Consider the following 20,343-nt stretch of genomic DNA (forward strand, 5'->3'; position numbering starts at 1 on the left):
CGCCACTTGGAATTGCAAGGGCGCCTTTTTTAGATTTGAAGTGTTTGCAACACTTCTTTTATTTTCCCTCTCACCGTCAGATCAAATGGGGTTGTCTGCTGTGAAATATCCATATTAATATAAACGGTTTTTCCTGTTGTCATCATAGGCAGTTGGTTGACGGGATACACCTCAAGACTCGTTCCAATGACAAGGACAAGTTCAGCTGTTTTGATTGCCTCCATGGAACGGTGCCAGCTTGCTTGTGGTAGGCTTTCTCCAAATAGCACGACATTTGGACGAAGTTTCCCACCACAATGGGAGCAATTAGCCTTGTTCAAGAAGCTTTCCATGCCTGCAGCCTGCTGGCAACGTTGACAACGAATAGATCGAATGGAGCCATGTAATTCCTCTACGTATTGACTTCCCGCTAATTGATGAAAACCATCCACATTTTGAGTAGCGATTAGAGACACTAGACCTCTTGCTTCCCAATCAGCTAATATATGATGCCCCTCATGGGGAGCCGCCTTTTCTAGGTTTTCAATACGTGTTTTATAAAATTCATGAAATAATGAGTAGTGATCTGTTAATGCTTCCGTTGTTGCGACAGTTCTTGGATCCATTTGTTTCCACCAACCAGATGCTGAACGGAAATCGGGAACTCCACTTTCCGTTGACATGCCCGCTCCTGTTAGAATCACTGTATTATTTGAAGATAGTAACCACTCACGTAAACGTTCTATTGCCATTTTACCCCTCCTTTTTTCGAATTAAAAAACTACCTTCACCTATTTCGACAATCAACCTATTTTTCCTTTGCATGGTTATAGGAATGTTGAAAAGGAAGCTTCCATTTTAATTTATTATTCACAGATAACATGCGAATCACTACTATAAAAATAACAATGACTGACAATTCAAACGGGCTGTCCCACCCCAACCATATACAAAGGGCACATACAAAGGTTAGGACAGCGTGGATTTCTTCTCTTAATGCAAGCGGCGCTCTACCAGCTAATAAATCTCGAACCATGCCTCCGCCAACACCCGTAAACATCGACGCTATAATAATGATACCTAGGTCGTGATGCAAGCTTTTTGCTAACAATCCGCCTTGTATGGCGAAAGAGGCTAGGCCAATTGAATCAAAGAAATAGCCCCAGCGGTTCCAATGATGAATCCAGTTCCTTTTGACAAATAAAATGGTCGTCAGCGTGACTAAAACGACTAATAAGGATTGCCGTTCCCATATATCTGACACAGGGATATCCAGTACAACATTGCGGATAATGGAACCACCATAAGACGTTGTAAGACCAAGCACAAATATGCCAATAAAAGAATAGTTGGCCTGTAACGCAACAAATGCTCCACTAATGGCGTAGGCAATCATGCCAATAATATGTAGTACTGACCATGTCACATCATCCATCTCCTTTTTACTATACAAAAAGCCCACCATAAAATAGTTGCGCATTGAGTACGCAAGCTATTTTATGGTGGGCTAATATCCTAGCAGTAGCACCTACTAATTTATCCATCTCACCATGTATCATAAAACATATAGTAGCTGAGCCATACTAAATGACACAACGACCATAAAATTTCCTAGTTAGAATTGTAATTGATTTTTTCATTAAACTCAATATGAATTTTCGATTATAGCGTTTCATACATGACTTGGCCCATTAAAGAGACGTCATAATCTCCTAATGCAGCTACTTCAGATTGGAAATCAGAAGTATTTAAAATCTCCTTCACCATATCGATGAGCGGTTGATTTTCTGGTGTTTTTAATAACACAATATCGTAACGTTCAGTGACCATTGGTATAAAATCGACCTGAATAAGCTTGGCGATTTTTTCAATGCCAATCCCAACATCTGCACGTCCATTGGCGACTGCAGAGGCGACATCGAGGTGGCTCATTTCTTCATGGGCATAGCCTGCAATCGTGGATGATGCAATACCATGAATGCGCAATTGCTCATCTAACAGAGTACGAGCACCTGAGCCTTTTTCACGGTTGATAAATGTGAATGTCTTTGTTTGAAAATCTTCAAATGTGTGAATTTCCAACGGATTCCCCTTTTGAACATAGAAACCTGCTTTACGTGATACAACATTGATGAGCACAAAGGCATGGCTAACAAAGATTTTTTTTACATAAGGAGTATTATAATCTCCTGTATCCCCATCAAACATATGTAAACTCGCAATATCACAGTCTCCGTGATACAACGCCATTACACCATTAAAACTACCTTCATGTGAGCGTAATACTTTCATAGATCGTCGTTTCTCGATATATTTTGCTAAAATATCTAATACTAAATCTTGCCCACTCACTATAATTTTCGCATGATTTTTAGTCGGAGTGACAATGGAAGCCTGTGCCACAGCTGGCGTACTACCTGTTTTCCGTTTTTGTATATAGGTTTGCAAGTCAGCACGATCTACCCGCATTTGCCGTCCTACGCGGAAAACTGGCAAATCACCCTTTTTCACTAAATCATAAATTGTTAATTTTGAAACCTTTAATAATTGTGCAACCTCTTCAATCGTATAGGATTGTTCTTGTGACATGTAAAAGTTCTCCTCCTATAAGCCTCTATTTACATGGTAACGTATTTATAGCTTTATGAACATCTTGACATTTTCTACCCTTACTAACTTTCTTTTTTATTTATATCTGATTATAATTAGTTATGTCTTGTTATAACGAGTTATAAAAGGAGTATACTCATAGTGAAAAAATTTTATCGTTTATTTGCGACACTGTTCGTACTAGTTGGACTATTAGCAGCCTGTGGTAACCAAGAAAAAGAGGCGGCAACAAACGAACCTGTTGAACTCACGATTTCTGCGGCGGCTAGTCTACAGGATGCCTTAGAGGAATTGAAAACAACTTATGAAAAACAACACGATACAATCAAAATCCTCTATAACTTTGGTGGTTCAGGTGCTTTACAGCAACAAATTTTACAAGGTGCTCCTGCAGACCTTTTCTTTTCAGCAGCGGAGGATAAATTTGATGTGCTTGTAGAGAAAGAAATGATCGATCAAAAGCTAGGAACGGATCTTTTAGCCAATGACTTAGTATTAATCGTGCCTAAAAACAATGAAAAGCAAATTCAATCCTTTGAAGATTTACAACAAGCAGGAAAAATTGCACTCGGTACGCCCGAAACGGTTCCTGCTGGACAGTATGGTGTGGACACATTAAAAAATATGCAACTTTGGGATTCACTCGAATCAAAAGTAGTATATACAAAAGATGTACGTCAAGTACTTACTTATACAGAAACAGAAAATGTGGATGCTGGGATGGTCTATAAAACAGATGCCCTTGTCTCTGATCAGGTCAATGTCGTGGCAACTGCCGATGATGCTATGCACGCACCGATTATTTATCCTGTAGGTGTTTTAAAAGCTAGTAAGCATGCGCAAGAGGCGGAGGATTTTTATCACTTCTTACAAAGTGATGAAGCGATGGATGTCTTTGAAGAGTATGGATTTAAAGGGGCTCAATAAAAGATGAGTACCGATTTTTGGTCTCCACTTAGGCTTTCGATCGAAATTGCTTTTGTTGCAGGGATCATCGCTATTATAGCAGGTATTTTAATGGGTAAATGGATGGCAACCCATGATTTCAAAGGCAAACTAGTGCTAGAAACGGTATTGCTACTACCATTAGTTTTACCTCCTACCGTAGTCGGTTTCCTGCTTATCGTCATTTTCGGGAAAAATAGTATGCTAGGAAATTTCATTATCTGGCTATTCGATCAACCTATCATGTTCACATGGTGGGCGGCCGTCATCGCTTCTACAATCGTTGCCTTTCCATTAATGTATCAATCAGCTAAAACTGGCTTTGCCTCTGTCGATCGAGATATTGAAAATGCAGCACGTGTGGATGGGGCGAATGAATGGCAGGTCTTTCTTTATGTGTCCATTCCCCTTGCATTAAAGGCACTTGTTTCTGGTGGGATTCTAAGCTTCACACGAGCTTTGGGTGAGTTTGGAGCGACACTTATGTTTGCGGGAAATATTCCAGGGAAAACACAAACAACACCGCTAGCAATATATATGGCCATCGATTCTGGAAACATGCCCCTTGCCTGGACATGGGTTCTGTGTATGATCGCCATTTCCTTCCTTTTACTTCTTACTATCCATATCCTGAAAGTATAAAAGAGGTAGTTGGCTCAAGCCAACTACCTCTTTTTGCTCATCCCCCACTGATCGGTGGAATAAAGGCGATTGTGTCGCCAGATTTGACAATCGTCGTATCCGTTGCAAATTCCTCATTAACCGCTGTCATGATCTGTTGTAATGTTAGCTGAGGATAGCGCTTTTCCATCCACTCTTTTAACTGTGCAACTGTCACATCTGACAGCTCTACTGATAGCTTTGATTCACCTAGTGCTTCCTGTAGGTGGGCAAATAATAAAATGTTAATCACAGGTCTTCCTCCTCCTGAATGGCTGGTTTCCCTTGCGGATAGGGAACATTTTCCAATTGATCACCAATCCACTCTGTCCCGTCCTCCCAATGTTCTTTTTTCCATATGGGTACGATTTGTTTTATGCGATCAATTGCATATTCATTCGCCATGTAAGCTATTTTACGATGCGGTGATGACACAGCAATCACTACGGCAATATCGGAAATAGCTAAATGCCCGACACGATGGGTGATGGCCACTTTTGCTTCTGGCCACTCTTCTTGTATTTCCTTTGCAATCTGTTCAAACATTTTAATCGCCATTGCTGGATAGGCTTGATATTCCAAATGCATCGTTTTTTTACCATTCGTCATTTCACGCACTGTGCCGATGAATAATGTGATGGCTCCAGCATTTCGACTAAGGACTTTTTGCCTTACTTCCTCTACATCTATCGGTTGATCGATAATTTCAAATAACGCTGTCGTCATCGTTTTCCCCTCATTTCTGTCAACAAAAATTCCATATATTGTGTTTCTTTATGAATCGAAAAAGCTGGGATTGTTAGGGATAGATCAAGTGGACAGCTTGGCCAATAAATTACACAGAGGATATTGGTTACTTGCTGTAGCAGTACTTGGTCCTGAGCAGTGCGCAGCAGCACAACCTTCGGATAATGTTCATTTTTATACCCTTCAATTAGCATGATATCCAGGGGAAAAGAATCATAAATCGCTAGTATATCAGCCAATTGCCAGCTATTTTGGTGGATACTCATACGTAAAGTACCCGCCCCCTCCACTGCTGTGACAACCGCGCCTGCTTGCTCATGCCGACTACTATCCTTTGAAGTTTCCATCATCGGTACACCACCATGTCCATGATGCTTAATGGCTCCAACCCTTAGCCCTTCCATTGTAGCCCGCTTGATCAATTGCGCCATCAATGTTGTTTTCCCACTATTTTGATAGCCAACTATCTGTAAGATTTTTCGATATTGTCCCAAGGCCACTCACTTCCTTGCAAATCTTCTAGCAAAAGGACATCCACTTGCATACCCTTTTCATAGCCTCTGGAGCCTCCTGGTAAAACAATGAACGCATTGGCTGTCGCTAAAGATGAAACTGCACTCGATTTATCGAACCCAGATGGGACAGTTACGAGCTGCCCTTTTTCATAATCGATACGAGCTCGTACAAAGCGTGTAAAGGGATTGGGCTTTGTAAAATCAGCCCCTAAAATAGCTTGCTCTCTACGTAAATGTGGTTGAGTATGCCCATATGCAGAACGTATAATCGGACGTACAAATAGCTCAAAGCCAACATAGCAGGCTGAAGGATTACCAGAAAGGCCAAATAATAATTTGTCGTTGCGAGCAGCAACTGTTGTCACACTACCTGGACGCATCGCTATTTTATTAAACAATACCTTTGCATTAATCGCCTCGTAAATAGCTGGTAAATAATCATAATCCCCTACGGAAACGCCACCCGTTGTAATTAAAATATCAACTTCCTGTAGGGCCTTTTCAACACGATCAATACATAACGCAAGATCATCACTAAACTTGCCAAAATATTTCACTTCTGCGCCAGCACGCTCAATTTGCGCCATAATCATATAGGCATTACTATTGCGAATCTTACCTGGCTGTAAAGATTCCCCTGGCTCTAATAATTCGCTACCAGTGGCAAGCACACCAATAACTTTTTTACGATAAACAGGTACTTGCTCATAGCCAAAAGTAGCAAGCAGTGCCATCACTCCTGGATTAATCGTTTGTCCCTGTTCAATGAGGACAGCGCCTTGCTGTACATCTTCCCCTTTATAGGAAATGTTAGTACCTGCTTCAAAAGGTCGTTTAATCGACATATACTTTTGATGATTTTCTTCGAATGTATGGGTTAATTCTAGCATGACCACTGCATCACATCCTTGTGGTATCGGGGCCCCCGTCATAATGCGGACAGCTTGATGATCGCCAACTTCGTCATCATAGACATAGCCAGCGCCAATTTCCCCAACGACTTGAAAGCGGACTGGATGCTGTGAAGATGCCTCTTGACTATCGATGGAACGAATGGCATAGCCATCATACGGTGAACGATCAAAAGCTGGTACATCATGATCGGCTCTAATAGCTTGTGCTATAAAACGTCCATGCGCTTGCGTTAATGGCACATGCTCCTTTTTTGCTTGAAAGGCATAGTCCATTACACGATGAACGGCTTCTGCCACAGGAATTGGTTGTCTTTTTTCTACCATTTGGTACACTCCCTTAACCTAATAAACGATAATAAATGCTTTTGGCTTTCTGTATATCTTGTATACCATGTATCACGACTCGCCCATCTTGGAAAATAACAATTCGGTAATCGTCCGCTTGGCAAGATAGCAAATACGGATTAATCTGAACTTCTCCGTGGGAACGGAGCTGATTTGCCAGCTGGTCGAGCGAATAGTAGATAGGCTTTGGTGGTCGAATTTGTACCGCGTCTCGGCCACAAAGGATCTGTAATTTCGTTTGATTTTCATAGGATAGGTAAGGATAGGTTGGCTTGTCGCCACAAGATGGACAATCACCCTGCCTTATTTTCTCCACATTGATTTCATAGTGTTGATTTTGCCAAACATCAAACGTTAAGTAGCTTTTTCGTAAGGCTTTGTCATCCCCAACAAGCAGCTTGAAAACCTCTGCCACTTGATAAGCAGCTACGATTTGTACCGTTGGGCTAATAATTCCTACCGTATCACAAGTCATCCCAGTTTGAGGCATCACGTTTAATAAGCAATGCAAACAAGGTGTTTTGCCTGGCACAATTGTATAAGTCGCCCCATAACTACCAACACAAGAGCCATATACCCAAGGAATACGATATTTTTGCGCAAGGTCATTCATGACAAAGCGAACATCAAAATTATCGGTCGCATCGACCATCACATCAATATCTTCTAGTAATGGTAGCAAGGTCTCTGTGCAAGCATCCATAATACCGACATGAATTTCTACCTCTGTGTTTATTTGTTGGAGACGCTTTTTAGCTGCGATAACTTTGGGCATTTTTTCTTGTGCATCTAGCTCTGTATATAATTGCTGTCTTTGTAAATTACTCCACTCTACATAATCACGATCAATGAGGGTCAGCCTGCCAATACCCGCTCGTACAAGCGCTTCTGCACTAGCACTCCCCAATGCCCCCGCACCTATGATAAGGACATGTTTTTGCTGGAGGGATTGTTGCCCTGTTTGTCCGATGGGGTGAAATAATTGTTGTCTAGAATATCTATTTTGCATACGTATGAGGCCTTTCTTTCTATGAATTTTCGTTTGACCTTTTCATTTATAGCATTATAATAAAAGCAATGTTTTTTAGCAAAAACGCATTTGAAGGAGGTCTTACTGTGCATCCCACACATCAGCAGCAACCAATTCAAGTTGCCGTTTTAACGGTCAGTGATACACGCACAAAGGCAGATGATCATGCTGGTCAGCGTATTCAGTCCTTACTACAGGAAGCTGCATTTGAAGTTGTAGACTACCAACTAACAAAGGATGAACCGCTCGATATCGCTCGTTATGTTAAAAAATGGTGCAGCGATCCAACAATAAATACCATTATCGTTACTGGTGGAACAGGATTTACACCAAGAGACCAAACCTATGACACCATTCTGCCTCTGCTTGAAAAAGAAATGATGGGGTTTGGTGAATTATTTCGAATGCTCAGCTATGAAGAAATTGGCCCAAAGGCGATGTTTAGTCGTGCCACCGCTGGAAGTCTCCAGCAAACAGCCATTTATGTTTTACCAGGCTCCACAAATGCGGTGACTTTGGCTATGACGAAGCTCATTGTACCTACTGTCCAACATTTTGTCGGTGAGTTAAAGCGCTTATGAAAATTGCAGGTATAGTGTTAGCTGGCGGTCAATCCTCTCGCTATGGACAGCCAAAAATGTTTGAGATGTTTGCTGGACAGCCATTATATAAACATAGTCTCATAGCCCTGCAAAAAAATCAGCTAGATCCTCTTATTATCGCTACGAATGCGCACTTACAACATCAGTTTGGAAAGGAAAATGTTCAATGGGTCATTGAAAAGCAGCCACATCAAGGCCCTCTTTTTGCTTTGCATCATATCATGACAGCCTATCCTGATGTGGAATGGTTTTTTGTCGTAGCGAGCGATATGCCTTATATGAATGCAAAATTTATCCAAAAAATGTTAGGCCTGATTCATGACACGTACGATGCCATTGTTCCGACGCAAGCACTAAGAGATCAGCCATTAGCTGCATTATATCGACGTACGGCTTTACCAAATGCGACACAATTAACGGCACAAAATAAACGAAGTATGAAAGTGCTTTTAGAGCAACTTCGTGTTTGTTATGTCCCTTTTGATGACGATTGCTCAACATTCATCAATATCAACGCACAACAAGACTGGTCACAAACAAGGAAAAAGGAGTTTAATAATGAATAATTTTACACACTGGAACGAAGAAGGTCGTCCTAAAATGGTCGACATCTCCGCAAAAGAAATTACCACACGTACAGCAATTGCGCGCAGTACGATTCTTTTATCCGATGCGGTCTATGAAGCCATCCAACAAGGAGGCATTAAAAAAGGTGATCCGACGCAAGTTGCGCAAGTTGCAGGGATTATGGGAGCTAAAAAAACAGCTGATATCATTCCCATGTGCCATCCCATTATGCTACAGGGCACGGATTTCCAGTTTGATTATGAAAAAGCAGAGAATGGCTATGAGCTCCATATCCAAGCCACTGTTAAATGTAGTGGAAAAACGGGTGTTGAAATGGAAGCTCTCACTGCTGTGTCTGTCGCTGCACTAACTTTTTATGATATGTGCAAAGCCGTTGATAAGACGATGGTCATCAAAGAAACTTACCTTGTTGAAAAAACGGGTGGAAAAAGTGGCACTTTTGTGCATAAATAAACAGAAAAAATTCGGCATTATTGTGCCGATTTTTTTCTGTTTTTTTACACGCTACCCCCCAATATGAGACATTTCAATTTTTGACGTTTTCCTTTTTGCCATCGTTTGTTCATTGCGTTCATCTGAATAACGATCATTTCTTGTTTCCCAAACGTTCGAAATGCACTTGATGATGGCAGCATCATCTTGCCCTGAACGTAACAATTCTCTTAAATCCGTGCCTTCTGTTGCAAATAAACAAGTGTATAATGACCCTTCTGCAGAGAGACGAGCACGTGAGCAATTGGAGCAGAATGAATCCGTTACAGATGAAATGACACCAATCTCACCTTGAGTATCTTGATACTGATAACGCGTTGCCACTTCTCCTTTATAATTGGGAGCTATTGGTTGTAAAGGCGTAAATTGATGGATTTGCTCAATGATCTCTTTTTTGGACACCACATCATCCAAGCGCCAGCCGTTCGAATTCCCTACATCCATATATTCAATAAAGCGTAGAATATGTTGTTTTTCTTTAAAAAACTGCGCCATAGTAACAATATCTTGTTCGTTTTTCCCTTTTTGAACAACCATATTAATTTTTACTTGTAAGCCCGCTTCTGCAGCCTTTTCAATTCCCTCTAACACTGGCAATACCTTGCCTCTATGACCATTCATCTCGAAAAAACGCTCATCATCAAGTGAATCTAAACTAACAGAAACTCGGGCTAAGCCTGCCTGTGCCAATGGCTGTGCGTATTTTTTTAATAACGAGCCATTGGTTGTTAAAGCAATATCTTCTACACCCTTTATGCGGTGAATACGGGCAACTAATTCGGGCAAATCACGACGTAGCAAGGGTTCCCCACCTGTAATCCGTATTTTTTTCACGCCTAATGAAACAAAGATTTTTACTAATCGTTCAATTTCATCAAAACTTAATATTTTATCAGACGGTAAAAATGCGTAATCTGGACCAAATACTTCTGCTGGCATACAATAGCGACAGCGAAAATTACAACGATCTGTCACGGATATTCTTAGATCTCTTAACGGTCTGTGTAATTGGTCTTGTAGATTCGTCATTTAATCTCCTTCTTTCAATTCATTAGCTGGTAATAGGATGCGTTGTGGATGTGTATAAATATTCAATGTCTGTTGACGAATAAAGCCAACCGTCGTAATACCAAGCTGCTCTGCTAATTGCAATGCTAATTCGGTTGGTGCTGATTTAGATAACACAATGGCACAGCCTATTTTGGAAACCTTTAGTAAAATCTCTGATGATATTCGTCCGCTAAAGACGATAATTTTATCTTCCATACGGATGTTGTTGCGTAGGCAATAGCCGTAAATTTTATCCAAAGCATTATGACGTCCAATATCCATGCGACTTAGGACCATGCCATTTACATCACAGAGTGCAGCATTATGCACGCCACCCGTTTTCTTAAAAATGTCGGCACTATCCTGCATCGCATGCATTAGACGGAAGCAATCCTCGGTCGTTATTTGCACATGGACTTGATCCATTTTTTTCGCTACTAATGCATCGTTCGTAAACACAAACCCTTGTCGACTCATCCCACAGCAAGACGTAATATAGCGCTTGTTTTGCGTCTGTTGGTAATAAGGATTAATATGCTTTGTTTTAATATGCACAAAGCCCTCTTTCTCTTGGTGCCAAATTTCCTCAATATCCTCAAAACTACGAATCACTCGTTCAGAAGCTAAGTAGCCAATAACCATATCTTCTACATACTCCGGTGTACATACCATCGTGACAAATTCTTGCTGATTAATTTTTACGGTCACAGCGTATTCTGAAACAATTAAATCATCCATTTCTGTCACTCGTTGTCCTTCAACACGCACAATTTTTCTTGTCATTGCTTGATCCATAAGGCATCCCCTTTATTCACTGATATGCTTTTCAAAAACAAAGACGGAAATCGCAAAATCCTCTTCAATTTTAATATCTGAAAATAAGTGAAGTAATTTGCTGCCCATCAGTTCTTCCATACCCTCTGGTGGCGATTGTCTATATAAATCTTGAATCATACTTGTTCTTGCAGCATGGACCATTTTCAGCCCTTCTGGTGTACTGGCAATAAATTTTTCTGTCGGAGTGATATTTCCGTATAGGGTAGATACAGCCATATTCTCTACAAAAACGGTATGAATACGCTCCGGACCTTTACCAAATACTTCCTTCCTTAACTTTCGAATCATGTCATTAAATTCGTGGATTTTTTTAGACATAGCAACGATTCTCCCATCATAATTAAACTTTTTTAGGCAAATGGTTATGTAGGCCACCCTTACAGTTTGTTAATGATATAGCAACTTTTAAAAAAATAAAAGAGAAAATACTTTTTGATAACAATTCTCATTTAATAAATTTTATGATAAATATTGTTCATTTTGAAGGAAAGGGCTATAATATGCATATCACAAATGGAATTAATTTATTTTGATCCCTATGTTACGATGTTGCATAGTGTTTTTAATAGTTGAATTCTATTGTTATTAAAAAATAAAAGTAGATTGAGTTTTTAGCAAGACCTGCTAAGAATTTTATCCACCATGAATTATTAGCATGTCTAGGACATGTGATTTCATGGTGGATTTTTTTATTTTTTCAAACCGAGACATGGATAACATGTTATGATCTAGCAATTTACCTATTTTGAGGTAGCTTCAAGAACCATTGGGAATTACAATGATAACAAGACAATCTTTTTCAACAATCACCAACTCGATTTGTTATTCCCTTTTGTCTTAAGCTGTAACATGTTATCCGATTCGTCTCAAAGTGCAAAAGGAGGAAGTTACCTTGACTCAAATTAATATTAATGGCGTACCGTATGAAGTAAAAGCAGGAGCTACAATCCTTGATACCATTAATCAACATGACATTCCACATCCACAGATTTGTCATGTGCCCGCTGTTGACCCAATAGAAACATGTGATACATGTATCGTGGAAGTGAATGGTCAATTAGTTCGTTCCTGCTCTACAAAGGCAGTAGACGGCATGAATGTATTCCTAACTTCTGACAAAGCAAAAGCGGCACAAACAGAAGCGATGGACCGTCTACTTGAAAATCATTTACTGTATTGCACAGTTTGTGATAACAACAATGGTAATTGTGCATTACACAACACAGCTGAAATGATGGAAATCGAGCATCAAAAATATCCCTACCAACCAAAAGTTGAACCTCATGAAGTGGATATGTCACATCCGTTTTATCGATATGATCCTAACCAATGTATCGCTTGTGGTCAGTGCGTAGAGGTTTGTCAAAATCTACAAGTAAATGAAACATTATCCCTTGATTGGGAAGCAGAGAGACCACGTGTCATTTGGGATACAGGCGTAGCTATCAATGATTCTTCCTGTGTAAGTTGTGGTCAATGCGTAACCGTATGTCCATGTAATGCCTTAATGGAAAAATCCATGCTTGGAGAGGCAGGATTTATGACTGGCCTCAAACAGGATATGTTAGATCCGATGATCAGTTTGATTAAGGAAGTTGAACCAGGTTATAGCGGTATTTTTGCCGTTTCTGAAGTGGAAGCTGCTATGCGTAGTAAGCGCACCAAAAAAACAAAAACAGTTTGTACTTTCTGTGGTGTAGGCTGCTCGTTCGAAGTTTGGACAAAGGGTCGTAAAATTTTAAAAGTACAGCCTTCCGATGGTCCAGTAAATGCGATTTCTACATGTGTCAAAGGGAAATTCGGCTGGGATTTTATCAATTCTGAGGAACGTATTACAAAACCACTCATTCGTAAAAATAATGAGTTTGTGGAATCATCGTGGGATGAAGCCCTGGATTTAATTGCAACAAAACTAGGTGGCACTCAACAACAATATGGTCCAGGTTCTGTTGGCTTTATCTCCTCATCTAAAATTACAAATGAAGAGAATTACTTAATTCAAAAAATGGCCCGCCAATTATTTGGAACAAACGATGTCGATAATTGTTCTCGTTATTGCCAATCTCCTGCAACTGATGGTTTATTACGTACAGTTGGCATGGGAGGAGATGCTGGTACGATCAAAGATATTGCTAAGGCTGGACTTGTCATTATTGTTGGGGCTAATCCAGCTGAGGGACATCCTGTTTTAGCAACACGTGTGAAACGTGCACATAAATTACATGGTCAGAAATTAATTGTTGCTGATATTCGTAAGCATGAAATGGCAGAGCGTTCCGACATCTTTATGCGTCCAAAGCAAGGTACTGACCAAGTTTGGTTAATGGCTGTTACCAAATATATCATTGATCAAGGTTGGCATGATGAAGCCTTTATTCAAGAAAACGTCCTTCATTATGAAGATTTTAAACAAATACTTGCAACCTATACACTTGATTATGCGCAAGAAATGACTGGTATTAGTAAAGAAACATTGATCGAAGTGGCTGAAATGATTCGTGATGCAGATGGGACATGTGTTCTTTGGGGCATGGGTGTAACACAAAATACTGGTGGCTCCTATACATCCGCGGCGATTTCAAATTTACTTTTAGCAACTGGGAACTATCGTCGTCCAGGTGCTGGTGCCTACCCACTTCGCGGCCATAACAATGTGCAAGGTGCCTGCGATATGGGGACACTTCCAAATCTACTGCCAGGTTATCAAAGAGTCACTGATGACGAGGCACGTGCAAAATTCGAAAAAGCCTATGGTGTCCCTATTCAACCACAGCCAGGTCGAAATAATATGCAAATGTTAGATGCGATTATGGAAGGGAAAATGAAAGCAATGTATTTAGTGGGTGAAGATATGGCACTCGTTGACTGTAATGCTAACCATGTAGATGAGGTGCTTTCACAGCTTGACTTTTTCGTTGTCCAAGATTGTTTCCTATCACGCACAGCACAATATGCAGATGTGATTTTACCTGCTGCGCCTTCGCTTGAAAAAGAAGGTACATTCACGAATACAGAACGCCGCGTTCAACGCCTGTATCAAGTATTACCAACACTTGGTGAGTCGAAAGCAGATTGGGAAATCTTGCAAGCGGTTGCTCGTCGTTTAGGAGCAGATTGGCATTATGATCACCCAAGTGACATTTTTGATGAAATGGCGAGCCTGTCTCCCCTCTTCTCACAAGCCAATTATGAGGTTCTAGAGGGCTGGGGAAGCTTCTGTTGGGGTAGCCATGATGGTAAGGATACGCCCTTATTATATGAGGATGGCTTTAACTTCCCTGACAAAAAAGCTCGTTTTGCTTTAAATGATTGGGTGCAACCTGTTGAGTTTGAAGCACAATACGATTGTCATATTAATAATGGCCGTATGCTTGAACACTTCCATGAAGGAAATCTAACAAATAAATCGAAAGGTATTCAATCGAAAGTACCTGAAATTTTCGTTGAAGTATCACCAGAATTGGCGAAAGAACGAGGCATTGCAGATGGAGCCCTACTTCGTTTAGTGTCTCCATATGGTGCCTTGAAGCTAAATGCTCTTGTTACAGATCGCGTACAAGGAAACGAATTATTCTTACCAATGAACTCTGTTAGCAAAGATTCAGCCATCAACTTCCTAACTGGCCCTGCAGCAGATGTGAATACGTCAACACCAGCTTATAAACAAACAAAAGTACGAGTAGAAGTGCTAAAAGCAAAAGGTAAATCACCACTTCCTCGCACAAACCCACGCTATAAAAAGCGTCATCCTCAAAATGGTGTTGAGGTACAACGAAAATGGAATCGTCCTGGCTACGTTCACTTAACAACCATAAACGAAAGAGAGTGAGAGCATGGCTGTACCCATTACAGGTATTAAAAAACAACAATTAACGGAAGAACAACTAAAGGAACAAAAATTAGACAATCTAAAAGAACTGCTTTCTGAAAATGAAGAAACCGTCAATCAAGTGTTTAGTATTATGGCTGAATTAAATGATATCGGTGCATTAGAAGCAGCAATGAAGCTACTTGAAGCCAAAGAGGAAGTGGCCCATATTGCACTTGGACAATTAACACGTAAGCCTGTAACCAATATCATTAACAATTTAATGGGTGTTGCGGGAGCATTGACGGAGCTCAATCCTGAAACAACGACTAAGCTGATTGAAGGCTTAAATACAGGCGTAGATGAAGCAAGTAAAGCACTTGAATCGAATGAAAAGGTCAGTGCCTTTAAGCTCATGAAAATGATAAACGATCCAGATGTCAATCGTGCGCTCAATTTTGGGGTTCATTTCTTAAAGGGACTCGGCAAAGGCTTAAAAGAATAAGGTGGTTCCTAAATGTTAACAAAAGAAAATGTTGTAAACGCATTGAAACAGGTAAATGATCCTGAGCTACATCAGAGTATTGTAGATTTGAATATGGTGCGAAACATTCAAATACATGACAACCATATAGCGCTGGATATTATTTTGACCATACCAGGATGTCCGTTAAAGGCGAAAATACAGCAAGATGTGGAGGAGGCCTTACAAGCGCTTGGTGCCTCCACTGTTACCATTAGCTTTGGCTCTATGACAGATCAGGAGCGACGCACTTTAACCGCCTCTCTACAGGCAAAAAATGTGACTGAACAAGGAATGCCAAACATGCTACTGCCTAATTCTGGTGTTCAATTCATTGCCATTACAAGTGGTAAAGGCGGTGTTGGAAAGTCTACTGTAACAATCAATTTAGCGGTTGCACTTGCTCGTCTTGGCAAACGTGTAGGTATTTTAGATGCTGATATTTATGGTTTCAGTATCCCTGCCATGATGAAGATTGATCAAAAGCCTACCATGCTTGATCAAACGGCGATTCCAGTAGAACGTCACGGCGTACAAATAATGTCGATGGGCTTTTTTACAAATGACAACCAGCCTGTTATGTGGCGTGGTCCTATGCTCAATAAGTGGATTCGCAATTTCCTTGTCAACACGCTATGGGGAGATTTAGATTATCTCCTCATCGATTTACCACCTGGTACAGGTGATGTTGCGATTGATATGGCTGCGATGATTCCACAAGCTCAAGAAATCATCGTGACAACACCGCATCTTGCCGCTTCACATGTTGCTTCTCGTGCAGGCTTGATGGCGCAACATACGAAACACAGGATTCTTGGTGTTGTTGAAAACATGGCCTATTTTGAAGGTGCTGACGGTCAAAAAAACTATCTATTTGGACAAGGCGGAGCCGAACAATTAGCAGATTTATTACAGACAGATGTAATCGCTCAAATTCCTTTTGCTCAACCTGAGGAAAATACAGGTTCCTCGGTCTATGATGAAGAGTCGATAATCGGTGAGGTGTTTACTCATTTAGCAGAAGATCTACTCTATAAATAACCCTTGATTTGTTTTTTTACCATGCACTAATCTAAAAACTGATACAAATTAAAACACCTTTCGTTGAAATAAGGGGATAAGTATCCCGAACAATCAACGTGAAGGTGTTTTTTATGTGACCAAGAGTATGTTATTATATAGAAGAAAAAAATAAGATAAGCAAAAGTTCCCGCCAAACATTGCGTCTACATTTTTTTATCTTAGGCACACTTCTTCAGTCACATCATCTGTCAGAAAAAGTTACCTTGCATATAAATTAAGACTCTATAATTTGTATTATCAACAAGAAGTAAAAAAGGAATGACCATGAGCATGTCCCCTAAAGGCACAGTCAATCATCCCCCAATCGAGATGTTTTTGACCTAACTCTCGCTTAGATCCGCAACGTTCTATCATTCACTAAAACGAATACCATGATACGCTTTAATTTTCAAGTAATTTATCTATTACTAGCTTTGTTAAATTAGGCATTATTTCCATAGTATATTTCAATTCTGTTCTTTCATATCTATTATGTGCATCATATCCATATGGTCCAATATTGATTGCAGGGATATTTAGTTCTCTAATGTCATCATAATTTACATAATGTTTAGTTCTCCAGCTAGGGTTATTGTTAACAACTGAATTCACACTATCTTCATCGACATTTATAGCCACGCAACTCATATCACAAATATGAGGGAAATAATTTTTTTGTACAATAGGCTTATCATAATGTGGTTGAACTTTTTCAACTGCATAATCTAAGGCGGTTAGTAAATTTTTTTCTTTTTCATTTTTACCAGTTACTTCTACACATGGTGAGTACAATGAAGAATAAAAAATAATGATTGCAGGACTCTTATCCTTGGTCCACTTCCAAACTTCTTCTACCACTCTTGCAGAAAACATGCGTACATCTAACTCTTTATTTTTTAATAATTCGTGTTTAAAATTTTTTATATGCTCTTTATAATTGTCCCCATATTCAACAATAATTGATTGTTCTAATTCTTCATAGAACAATACCCTCGTCTTCCATGGCAATTTTGTATATTCCTGCCCACTAATTTCGCAATATCTCTTATAATGATGATTTAAATTAGTTATTACATTATTAAATGCAATTTCAGCATGGACTTTTAACTTTTCTAACACATCTTTAGGTGACCATGATTGCACAAAGAAATTATAATATACATATGAAGCAAGAGCTGTCTGAACTGTATAAGTCTCTTTAAAATCAGTTTGCTTCAAACTTACAGGTGGCATTGGTGTTTCTCCTAACGATTTATCACATAGCTCTGGGTTATATGCAATTTGTCTAGTTAACTCCGCAGCAATATAGTTAGGGTCGATTCCTTCAAAACTAGAGCCTACATGGCTTTCCACCCCAGTTATATAAAAAGAAGGGAGTAGCTTACCAACGCTTCCTTTATATATATATCTACTTTCATCCCCCTCATACTTAGGAGCAACAAAATCGGAGTTAATTAATGCCGCGTAATCAAACCCATGCTCTACTTTTAACATTTTTAAATCATTTAAACCAGACAATACGCCATGAGAACTATCCTCTTCATCGCATTCAGCAAAAAATACGATATTTCCATTCAGTTCCTCTGGGTGATCTGAATAATATTTTAATAGATAATAATGGCTTGCAACACCGCTCTTCATATCAAGTGTTCCTCTTCCAAATAACCATTCATTTGATTCTAAATGCTCTCGAACCAACGGCGGAACTTCTTCACCCTTTAACGCTTCATGCAGTTCATTAGGAAAACAAGCTTTCTCTTTCAAACTATTATAATCATCGATACCCACCGTATCTGTATGTCCCATTAGCACAACCGTTTTATTACTATCTCCTTTAGTCCCTTTTACAAATGCAAACACATTGTACCTTTCAACCTCATCATTAATTGTTCGTGAAGTAAACACATAATTAGGATTTTTCAGGAAATAAGGTAAATTAGAAATTGTTTTAGCCAGTGACTTTGATATGTTAATTTCCCCTTCGGTATTAACAATGCTTTCAATATTTACAAGTTCGTTCGTAACCTTTAATACTTCTTCATACGTTTTTAACATCTATCATCATCCCCTAATTAAAGATAATAATTATAAAACTTGTTGCAAAAACTTAATCGTTCTTTCTTGTTTTGGTGCTTTAAAAATTTCGACTGGCGAACCCTCTTCAATAATTTTGCCATCTGCTAACATAATTACCCTATCCGCAACTTCCTTAGCAAAGCCCATTTCATGGGTTACGACGACCATCGTCATTCCGTCTTTAGCAAGGCTTTTCATAGTCTCTAAGACTTCTCCTACCAACTCAGGATCCAATGCTGATGTTGGTTCATCAAATAACATAACACTTGGATTCATTGCCAGTGCTCTTGCAATAGCAACTCGTTGTTTTTGACCACCAGATAGTTGTTCAGGATAGTAATTAGCTTTATCAGCAAGACCTACTCGTGTTAACAAATTCATAGCAAATTTAATCGCTTCCTCTTTACTTTGCCTTTTCACCTGAATTGGTGCTTCTATTACATTTTGTAAAACACTTAAATGGGGAAATAAATTGAAATGTTGAAATACCATCCCCATATTTTCTCTTACATGATTTAAATTAGTTCTTTTTACATCAATAATCTCATCATTAATGCTTATCGTACCTGAATCTAATATCTCCAAAAAATTCATACATCGTAATAAAGTGCTCTTCCCTGATCCACTAGCCCCTATTAGAACAACCACTTCTGATTTATTAATTTCAAGATTGATCCCTTTTAAAACCTCCAAGTCACCAAATGATTTAGAAAGCGATTTCAACTTTATCACGTTTTTTCCTCCTCCCAACATCCAGTCGACTTTCAAGTTTATTAAATAACAACGTGAATAATAAGACTAAAATTAAATAGTATATCCCCACAACAAAGTATGTTTCAAGAGGCATATAGTTGTATGCTTGGGTTGAAAGTGCATGGTTAAATAATTCTGACACTGCGATATAAGCTACTAAAGACGAATCTTTTAACCCTATGATAAATTGATTAGCTAATGCTGGAATAGCTCTTTTAAAACTCTGAGGTAAAATAATTCTTCTCATTGTTTTAAAATATGTCATTCCTAATGATCGACCAGCCTCCATTTGGCCTTTATCAATAGATTGAATGGATCCACGGAAAATTTCTGCAATATATGCTCCTGAATGAATTCCCAGCGCAATGGATCCTGCTGCAAAGTCTGATAAAGTAAAAATACTAGAAATACCATAGTATAAGAACATAAGTTGTACGATTAATGGCATACCACGAACAACAAAAATGTAAGCGTTAGCAATACTTTCCAATATTTTTATATTGGATACTTTGAAGAAGGCAAACACTAACCCAATCACACAAGCAATAAATAAAGAAACAATTGTTAATTCAATAGTTAAAACTGTCGCTTTTAAAAACTCAATGCCATGCTTTTGGAATATAGATGTTACATTTGTTAGAAAATCCATATTAATCACCTAACCTCTTTTAAGTATGTGGACGTAAAAGACAAACACTCCTATAGATAGCTAAAATTAGATTTTGGTAGGGGTTAAATAGATAGAATTTTCAATCTATTTAACCTACAATTTTAATAACTTTATGTTTTAGAACAATTAATATCTAT

22 protein-coding genes are annotated in these 20,343 nt (G+C 39.2%); 8 read left to right on the forward strand and 14 right to left on the reverse strand.

Annotated features, from left to right (window positions below):
- Positions 1-29: 29 nt before the first annotated feature.
- The 3 genes from NP781_RS12205 to NP781_RS12215 all read right to left on the reverse strand — a co-directional run bounded on the left by NP781_RS12205 (position 30) and on the right by NP781_RS12215 (position 2,568).
- A complete protein-coding gene (locus NP781_RS12205; protein WP_257522404.1) occupies positions 30-731 on the reverse strand; it encodes an SIR2 family NAD-dependent protein deacylase in 702 nt (233 codons plus the stop codon).
- A 56-nt stretch (positions 732-787) separates the two neighbouring features.
- The gene (locus NP781_RS12210) at positions 788-1,414 is read right to left on the reverse strand and encodes a trimeric intracellular cation channel family protein (RefSeq protein WP_255600900.1); all 627 of its coding nucleotides are present in this window, start codon (positions 1,412-1,414) and stop codon (positions 788-790) included.
- Positions 1,415-1,641: 227 nt separating this feature from the next.
- Entirely contained in the window at positions 1,642-2,568 is a 927-nt protein-coding gene (locus NP781_RS12215; RefSeq protein ID WP_257522405.1) for a substrate-binding domain-containing protein, read from the reverse strand.
- Between the two features lie 162 nt (positions 2,569-2,730).
- Here NP781_RS12215 and modA point away from each other — a divergent pair, with 162 nt between their 5' ends.
- Together modA and modB are read left to right on the forward strand one after the other, a co-directional pair.
- Complete coding sequence (modA, locus tag NP781_RS12220) at positions 2,731-3,516, forward strand: molybdate ABC transporter substrate-binding protein (RefSeq protein ID WP_257522406.1); 786 nt, start codon at positions 2,731-2,733, stop codon at positions 3,514-3,516.
- Between the two features lie 3 nt (positions 3,517-3,519).
- Complete coding sequence (gene modB, locus NP781_RS12225; RefSeq protein ID WP_221680332.1) at positions 3,520-4,176, forward strand: molybdate ABC transporter permease subunit; 657 nt, start codon at positions 3,520-3,522, stop codon at positions 4,174-4,176.
- A 37-nt stretch (positions 4,177-4,213) separates the two neighbouring features.
- Here the strand turns inward: modB and moaD are convergent, their stop codons facing one another.
- From moaD to NP781_RS12250, 5 genes are read right to left on the reverse strand one after another with little or no spacing between them, the layout of a single operon-like run.
- Complete coding sequence (gene moaD, locus NP781_RS12230) at positions 4,214-4,447, reverse strand: molybdopterin converting factor subunit 1 (RefSeq protein WP_221680331.1); 234 nt, start codon at positions 4,445-4,447, stop codon at positions 4,214-4,216.
- Positions 4,444-4,920: a molybdenum cofactor biosynthesis protein MoaE gene (locus NP781_RS12235; protein ID WP_221680330.1), complete on the reverse strand. Its 477-nt coding sequence runs from the start codon at positions 4,918-4,920 to the stop codon at positions 4,444-4,446. Before NP781_RS12235 ends, moaD begins: the two co-directional genes overlap by 4 nt.
- The gene (gene mobB / locus NP781_RS12240; RefSeq protein WP_257522407.1) at positions 4,917-5,435 is read right to left on the reverse strand and encodes a molybdopterin-guanine dinucleotide biosynthesis protein B; all 519 of its coding nucleotides are present in this window, start codon (positions 5,433-5,435) and stop codon (positions 4,917-4,919) included. Before mobB ends, NP781_RS12235 begins: the two co-directional genes overlap by 4 nt.
- A complete protein-coding gene (gene glp, locus NP781_RS12245; RefSeq protein ID WP_257522408.1) occupies positions 5,405-6,694 on the reverse strand; it encodes a molybdopterin molybdotransferase MoeA in 1,290 nt (429 codons plus the stop codon). Before glp ends, mobB begins: the two co-directional genes overlap by 31 nt.
- A 13-nt stretch (positions 6,695-6,707) precedes the next feature.
- Entirely contained in the window at positions 6,708-7,724 is a 1,017-nt protein-coding gene (locus NP781_RS12250) for a thiazole biosynthesis adenylyltransferase ThiF (protein ID WP_257522409.1), read from the reverse strand.
- A 107-nt stretch (positions 7,725-7,831) separates the two neighbouring features.
- On the opposite strand from NP781_RS12250, the gene NP781_RS12255 reads away from it, so the two are divergent.
- Genes NP781_RS12255 through moaC form a run of 3 tightly spaced genes read left to right on the forward strand, consistent with a single transcriptional unit; the run spans position 7,832 to position 9,388 of the window.
- Positions 7,832-8,326 carry a MogA/MoaB family molybdenum cofactor biosynthesis protein gene (locus tag NP781_RS12255; protein WP_221680326.1) on the forward strand — a complete coding sequence of 165 codons (495 nt, stop codon included), beginning with the start codon at positions 7,832-7,834 and terminating at the stop codon, positions 8,324-8,326.
- The gene (locus NP781_RS12260) at positions 8,323-8,913 is read left to right on the forward strand and encodes a molybdenum cofactor guanylyltransferase (protein ID WP_257522410.1); all 591 of its coding nucleotides are present in this window, start codon (positions 8,323-8,325) and stop codon (positions 8,911-8,913) included. Before NP781_RS12255 ends, NP781_RS12260 begins: the two co-directional genes overlap by 4 nt.
- On the forward strand, positions 8,906-9,388 hold the full coding sequence (gene moaC, locus NP781_RS12265; RefSeq protein WP_257522411.1) for a cyclic pyranopterin monophosphate synthase MoaC: 483 nt from the start codon (positions 8,906-8,908) through the stop codon (positions 9,386-9,388). Before NP781_RS12260 ends, moaC begins: the two co-directional genes overlap by 8 nt.
- 51 nt (positions 9,389-9,439) lie before the next feature.
- On the opposite strand, the gene moaA is transcribed toward moaC, so the two are convergent.
- The 3 genes from moaA to NP781_RS12280 are packed head-to-tail and all read right to left on the reverse strand — an operon-like array spanning position 9,440 to position 11,632.
- Positions 9,440-10,456, reverse strand: coding sequence for a GTP 3',8-cyclase MoaA (gene moaA, locus NP781_RS12270; protein WP_257522412.1), 1,017 nt, complete (start codon positions 10,454-10,456; stop codon positions 9,440-9,442).
- The gene (fdhD, locus tag NP781_RS12275; RefSeq protein WP_257522413.1) at positions 10,457-11,272 is read right to left on the reverse strand and encodes a formate dehydrogenase accessory sulfurtransferase FdhD; all 816 of its coding nucleotides are present in this window, start codon (positions 11,270-11,272) and stop codon (positions 10,457-10,459) included. It abuts the gene before it with no gap.
- A gap of 12 nt (positions 11,273-11,284) precedes the next feature.
- A complete protein-coding gene (locus NP781_RS12280) occupies positions 11,285-11,632 on the reverse strand; it encodes a Na-translocating system protein MpsC family protein (RefSeq protein WP_004230595.1) in 348 nt (115 codons plus the stop codon).
- Positions 11,633-12,206: 574 nt separating this feature from the next.
- Here NP781_RS12280 and fdhF point away from each other — a divergent pair.
- Genes fdhF through NP781_RS12295 form a run of 3 tightly spaced genes read left to right on the forward strand, consistent with a single transcriptional unit; the run spans position 12,207 to position 16,686 of the window.
- A complete protein-coding gene (fdhF, locus tag NP781_RS12285) occupies positions 12,207-15,143 on the forward strand; it encodes a formate dehydrogenase subunit alpha (RefSeq protein ID WP_257522414.1) in 2,937 nt (978 codons plus the stop codon).
- Positions 15,144-15,147: 4 nt separating this feature from the next.
- Positions 15,148-15,627 carry a helical membrane plugin domain-containing protein gene (locus NP781_RS12290; RefSeq protein ID WP_257522415.1) on the forward strand — a complete coding sequence of 160 codons (480 nt, stop codon included), beginning with the start codon at positions 15,148-15,150 and terminating at the stop codon, positions 15,625-15,627.
- A 12-nt stretch (positions 15,628-15,639) separates the two neighbouring features.
- Positions 15,640-16,686 (forward strand): Mrp/NBP35 family ATP-binding protein, encoded by a 1,047-nt coding sequence (locus tag NP781_RS12295; RefSeq protein ID WP_257522416.1) that lies wholly within the window; start codon positions 15,640-15,642, stop codon positions 16,684-16,686.
- A gap of 423 nt (positions 16,687-17,109) precedes the next feature.
- Here the strand turns inward: NP781_RS12295 and NP781_RS12300 are convergent, their stop codons facing one another.
- From NP781_RS12300 to NP781_RS12310, 3 genes are read right to left on the reverse strand one after another with little or no spacing between them, the layout of a single operon-like run.
- On the reverse strand, positions 17,110-18,762 hold the full coding sequence (locus NP781_RS12300; protein WP_257522417.1) for a M20/M25/M40 family metallo-hydrolase: 1,653 nt from the start codon (positions 18,760-18,762) through the stop codon (positions 17,110-17,112).
- 30 nt (positions 18,763-18,792) lie between these two features.
- Positions 18,793-19,515, reverse strand: a complete 723-nt coding sequence (locus NP781_RS12305) for an amino acid ABC transporter ATP-binding protein (RefSeq protein WP_257522418.1) — start codon at positions 19,513-19,515, stop codon at positions 18,793-18,795.
- Positions 19,490-20,185, reverse strand: a complete 696-nt coding sequence (locus tag NP781_RS12310) for an amino acid ABC transporter permease (RefSeq protein ID WP_004230603.1) — start codon at positions 20,183-20,185, stop codon at positions 19,490-19,492. The genes NP781_RS12305 and NP781_RS12310 overlap by 26 nt, the downstream gene beginning before the upstream one ends.
- Between the last annotated feature and the right edge of the window lie 158 nt (positions 20,186-20,343).

It is taken from the genome of Lysinibacillus sp. FN11, assembly GCF_024628845.1.
Lineage (GTDB): Bacteria > Bacillota > Bacilli > Bacillales_A > Planococcaceae > Lysinibacillus > Lysinibacillus capsici.

Coding starts and splice junctions, on each gene's coding strand:
- NP781_RS12205 (WP_257522404.1), bottom strand. CDS start 731: ATGGCAATAGAACGTTTACGTGAGTGGTTACTATCTTCAAATAATACA.
- NP781_RS12210 (WP_255600900.1), bottom strand. CDS start 1,414: ATGGATGATGTGACATGGTCAGTACTACATATTATTGGCATGATTGCC.
- NP781_RS12215 (WP_257522405.1), bottom strand. CDS start 2,568: ATGTCACAAGAACAATCCTATACGATTGAAGAGGTTGCACAATTATTA.
- modB (WP_221680332.1), top strand. CDS start 3,520: ATGAGTACCGATTTTTGGTCTCCACTTAGGCTTTCGATCGAAATTGCT.
- NP781_RS12235 (WP_221680330.1), bottom strand. CDS start 4,920: ATGACGACAGCGTTATTTGAAATTATCGATCAACCGATAGATGTAGAG.
- glp (WP_257522408.1), bottom strand. CDS start 6,694: ATGGTAGAAAAAAGACAACCAATTCCTGTGGCAGAAGCCGTTCATCGT.
- NP781_RS12250 (WP_257522409.1), bottom strand. CDS start 7,724: ATGCAAAATAGATATTCTAGACAACAATTATTTCACCCCATCGGACAA.
- NP781_RS12260 (WP_257522410.1), top strand. CDS start 8,323: ATGAAAATTGCAGGTATAGTGTTAGCTGGCGGTCAATCCTCTCGCTAT.
- moaC (WP_257522411.1), top strand. CDS start 8,906: ATGAATAATTTTACACACTGGAACGAAGAAGGTCGTCCTAAAATGGTC.
- moaA (WP_257522412.1), bottom strand. CDS start 10,456: ATGACGAATCTACAAGACCAATTACACAGACCGTTAAGAGATCTAAGA.
- fdhD (WP_257522413.1), bottom strand. CDS start 11,272: ATGGATCAAGCAATGACAAGAAAAATTGTGCGTGTTGAAGGACAACGA.
- NP781_RS12280 (WP_004230595.1), bottom strand. CDS start 11,632: ATGTCTAAAAAAATCCACGAATTTAATGACATGATTCGAAAGTTAAGG.
- NP781_RS12290 (WP_257522415.1), top strand. CDS start 15,148: ATGGCTGTACCCATTACAGGTATTAAAAAACAACAATTAACGGAAGAA.
- NP781_RS12295 (WP_257522416.1), top strand. CDS start 15,640: ATGTTAACAAAAGAAAATGTTGTAAACGCATTGAAACAGGTAAATGAT.
- NP781_RS12300 (WP_257522417.1), bottom strand. CDS start 18,762: ATGTTAAAAACGTATGAAGAAGTATTAAAGGTTACGAACGAACTTGTA.
- NP781_RS12310 (WP_004230603.1), bottom strand. CDS start 20,185: ATGGATTTTCTAACAAATGTAACATCTATATTCCAAAAGCATGGCATT.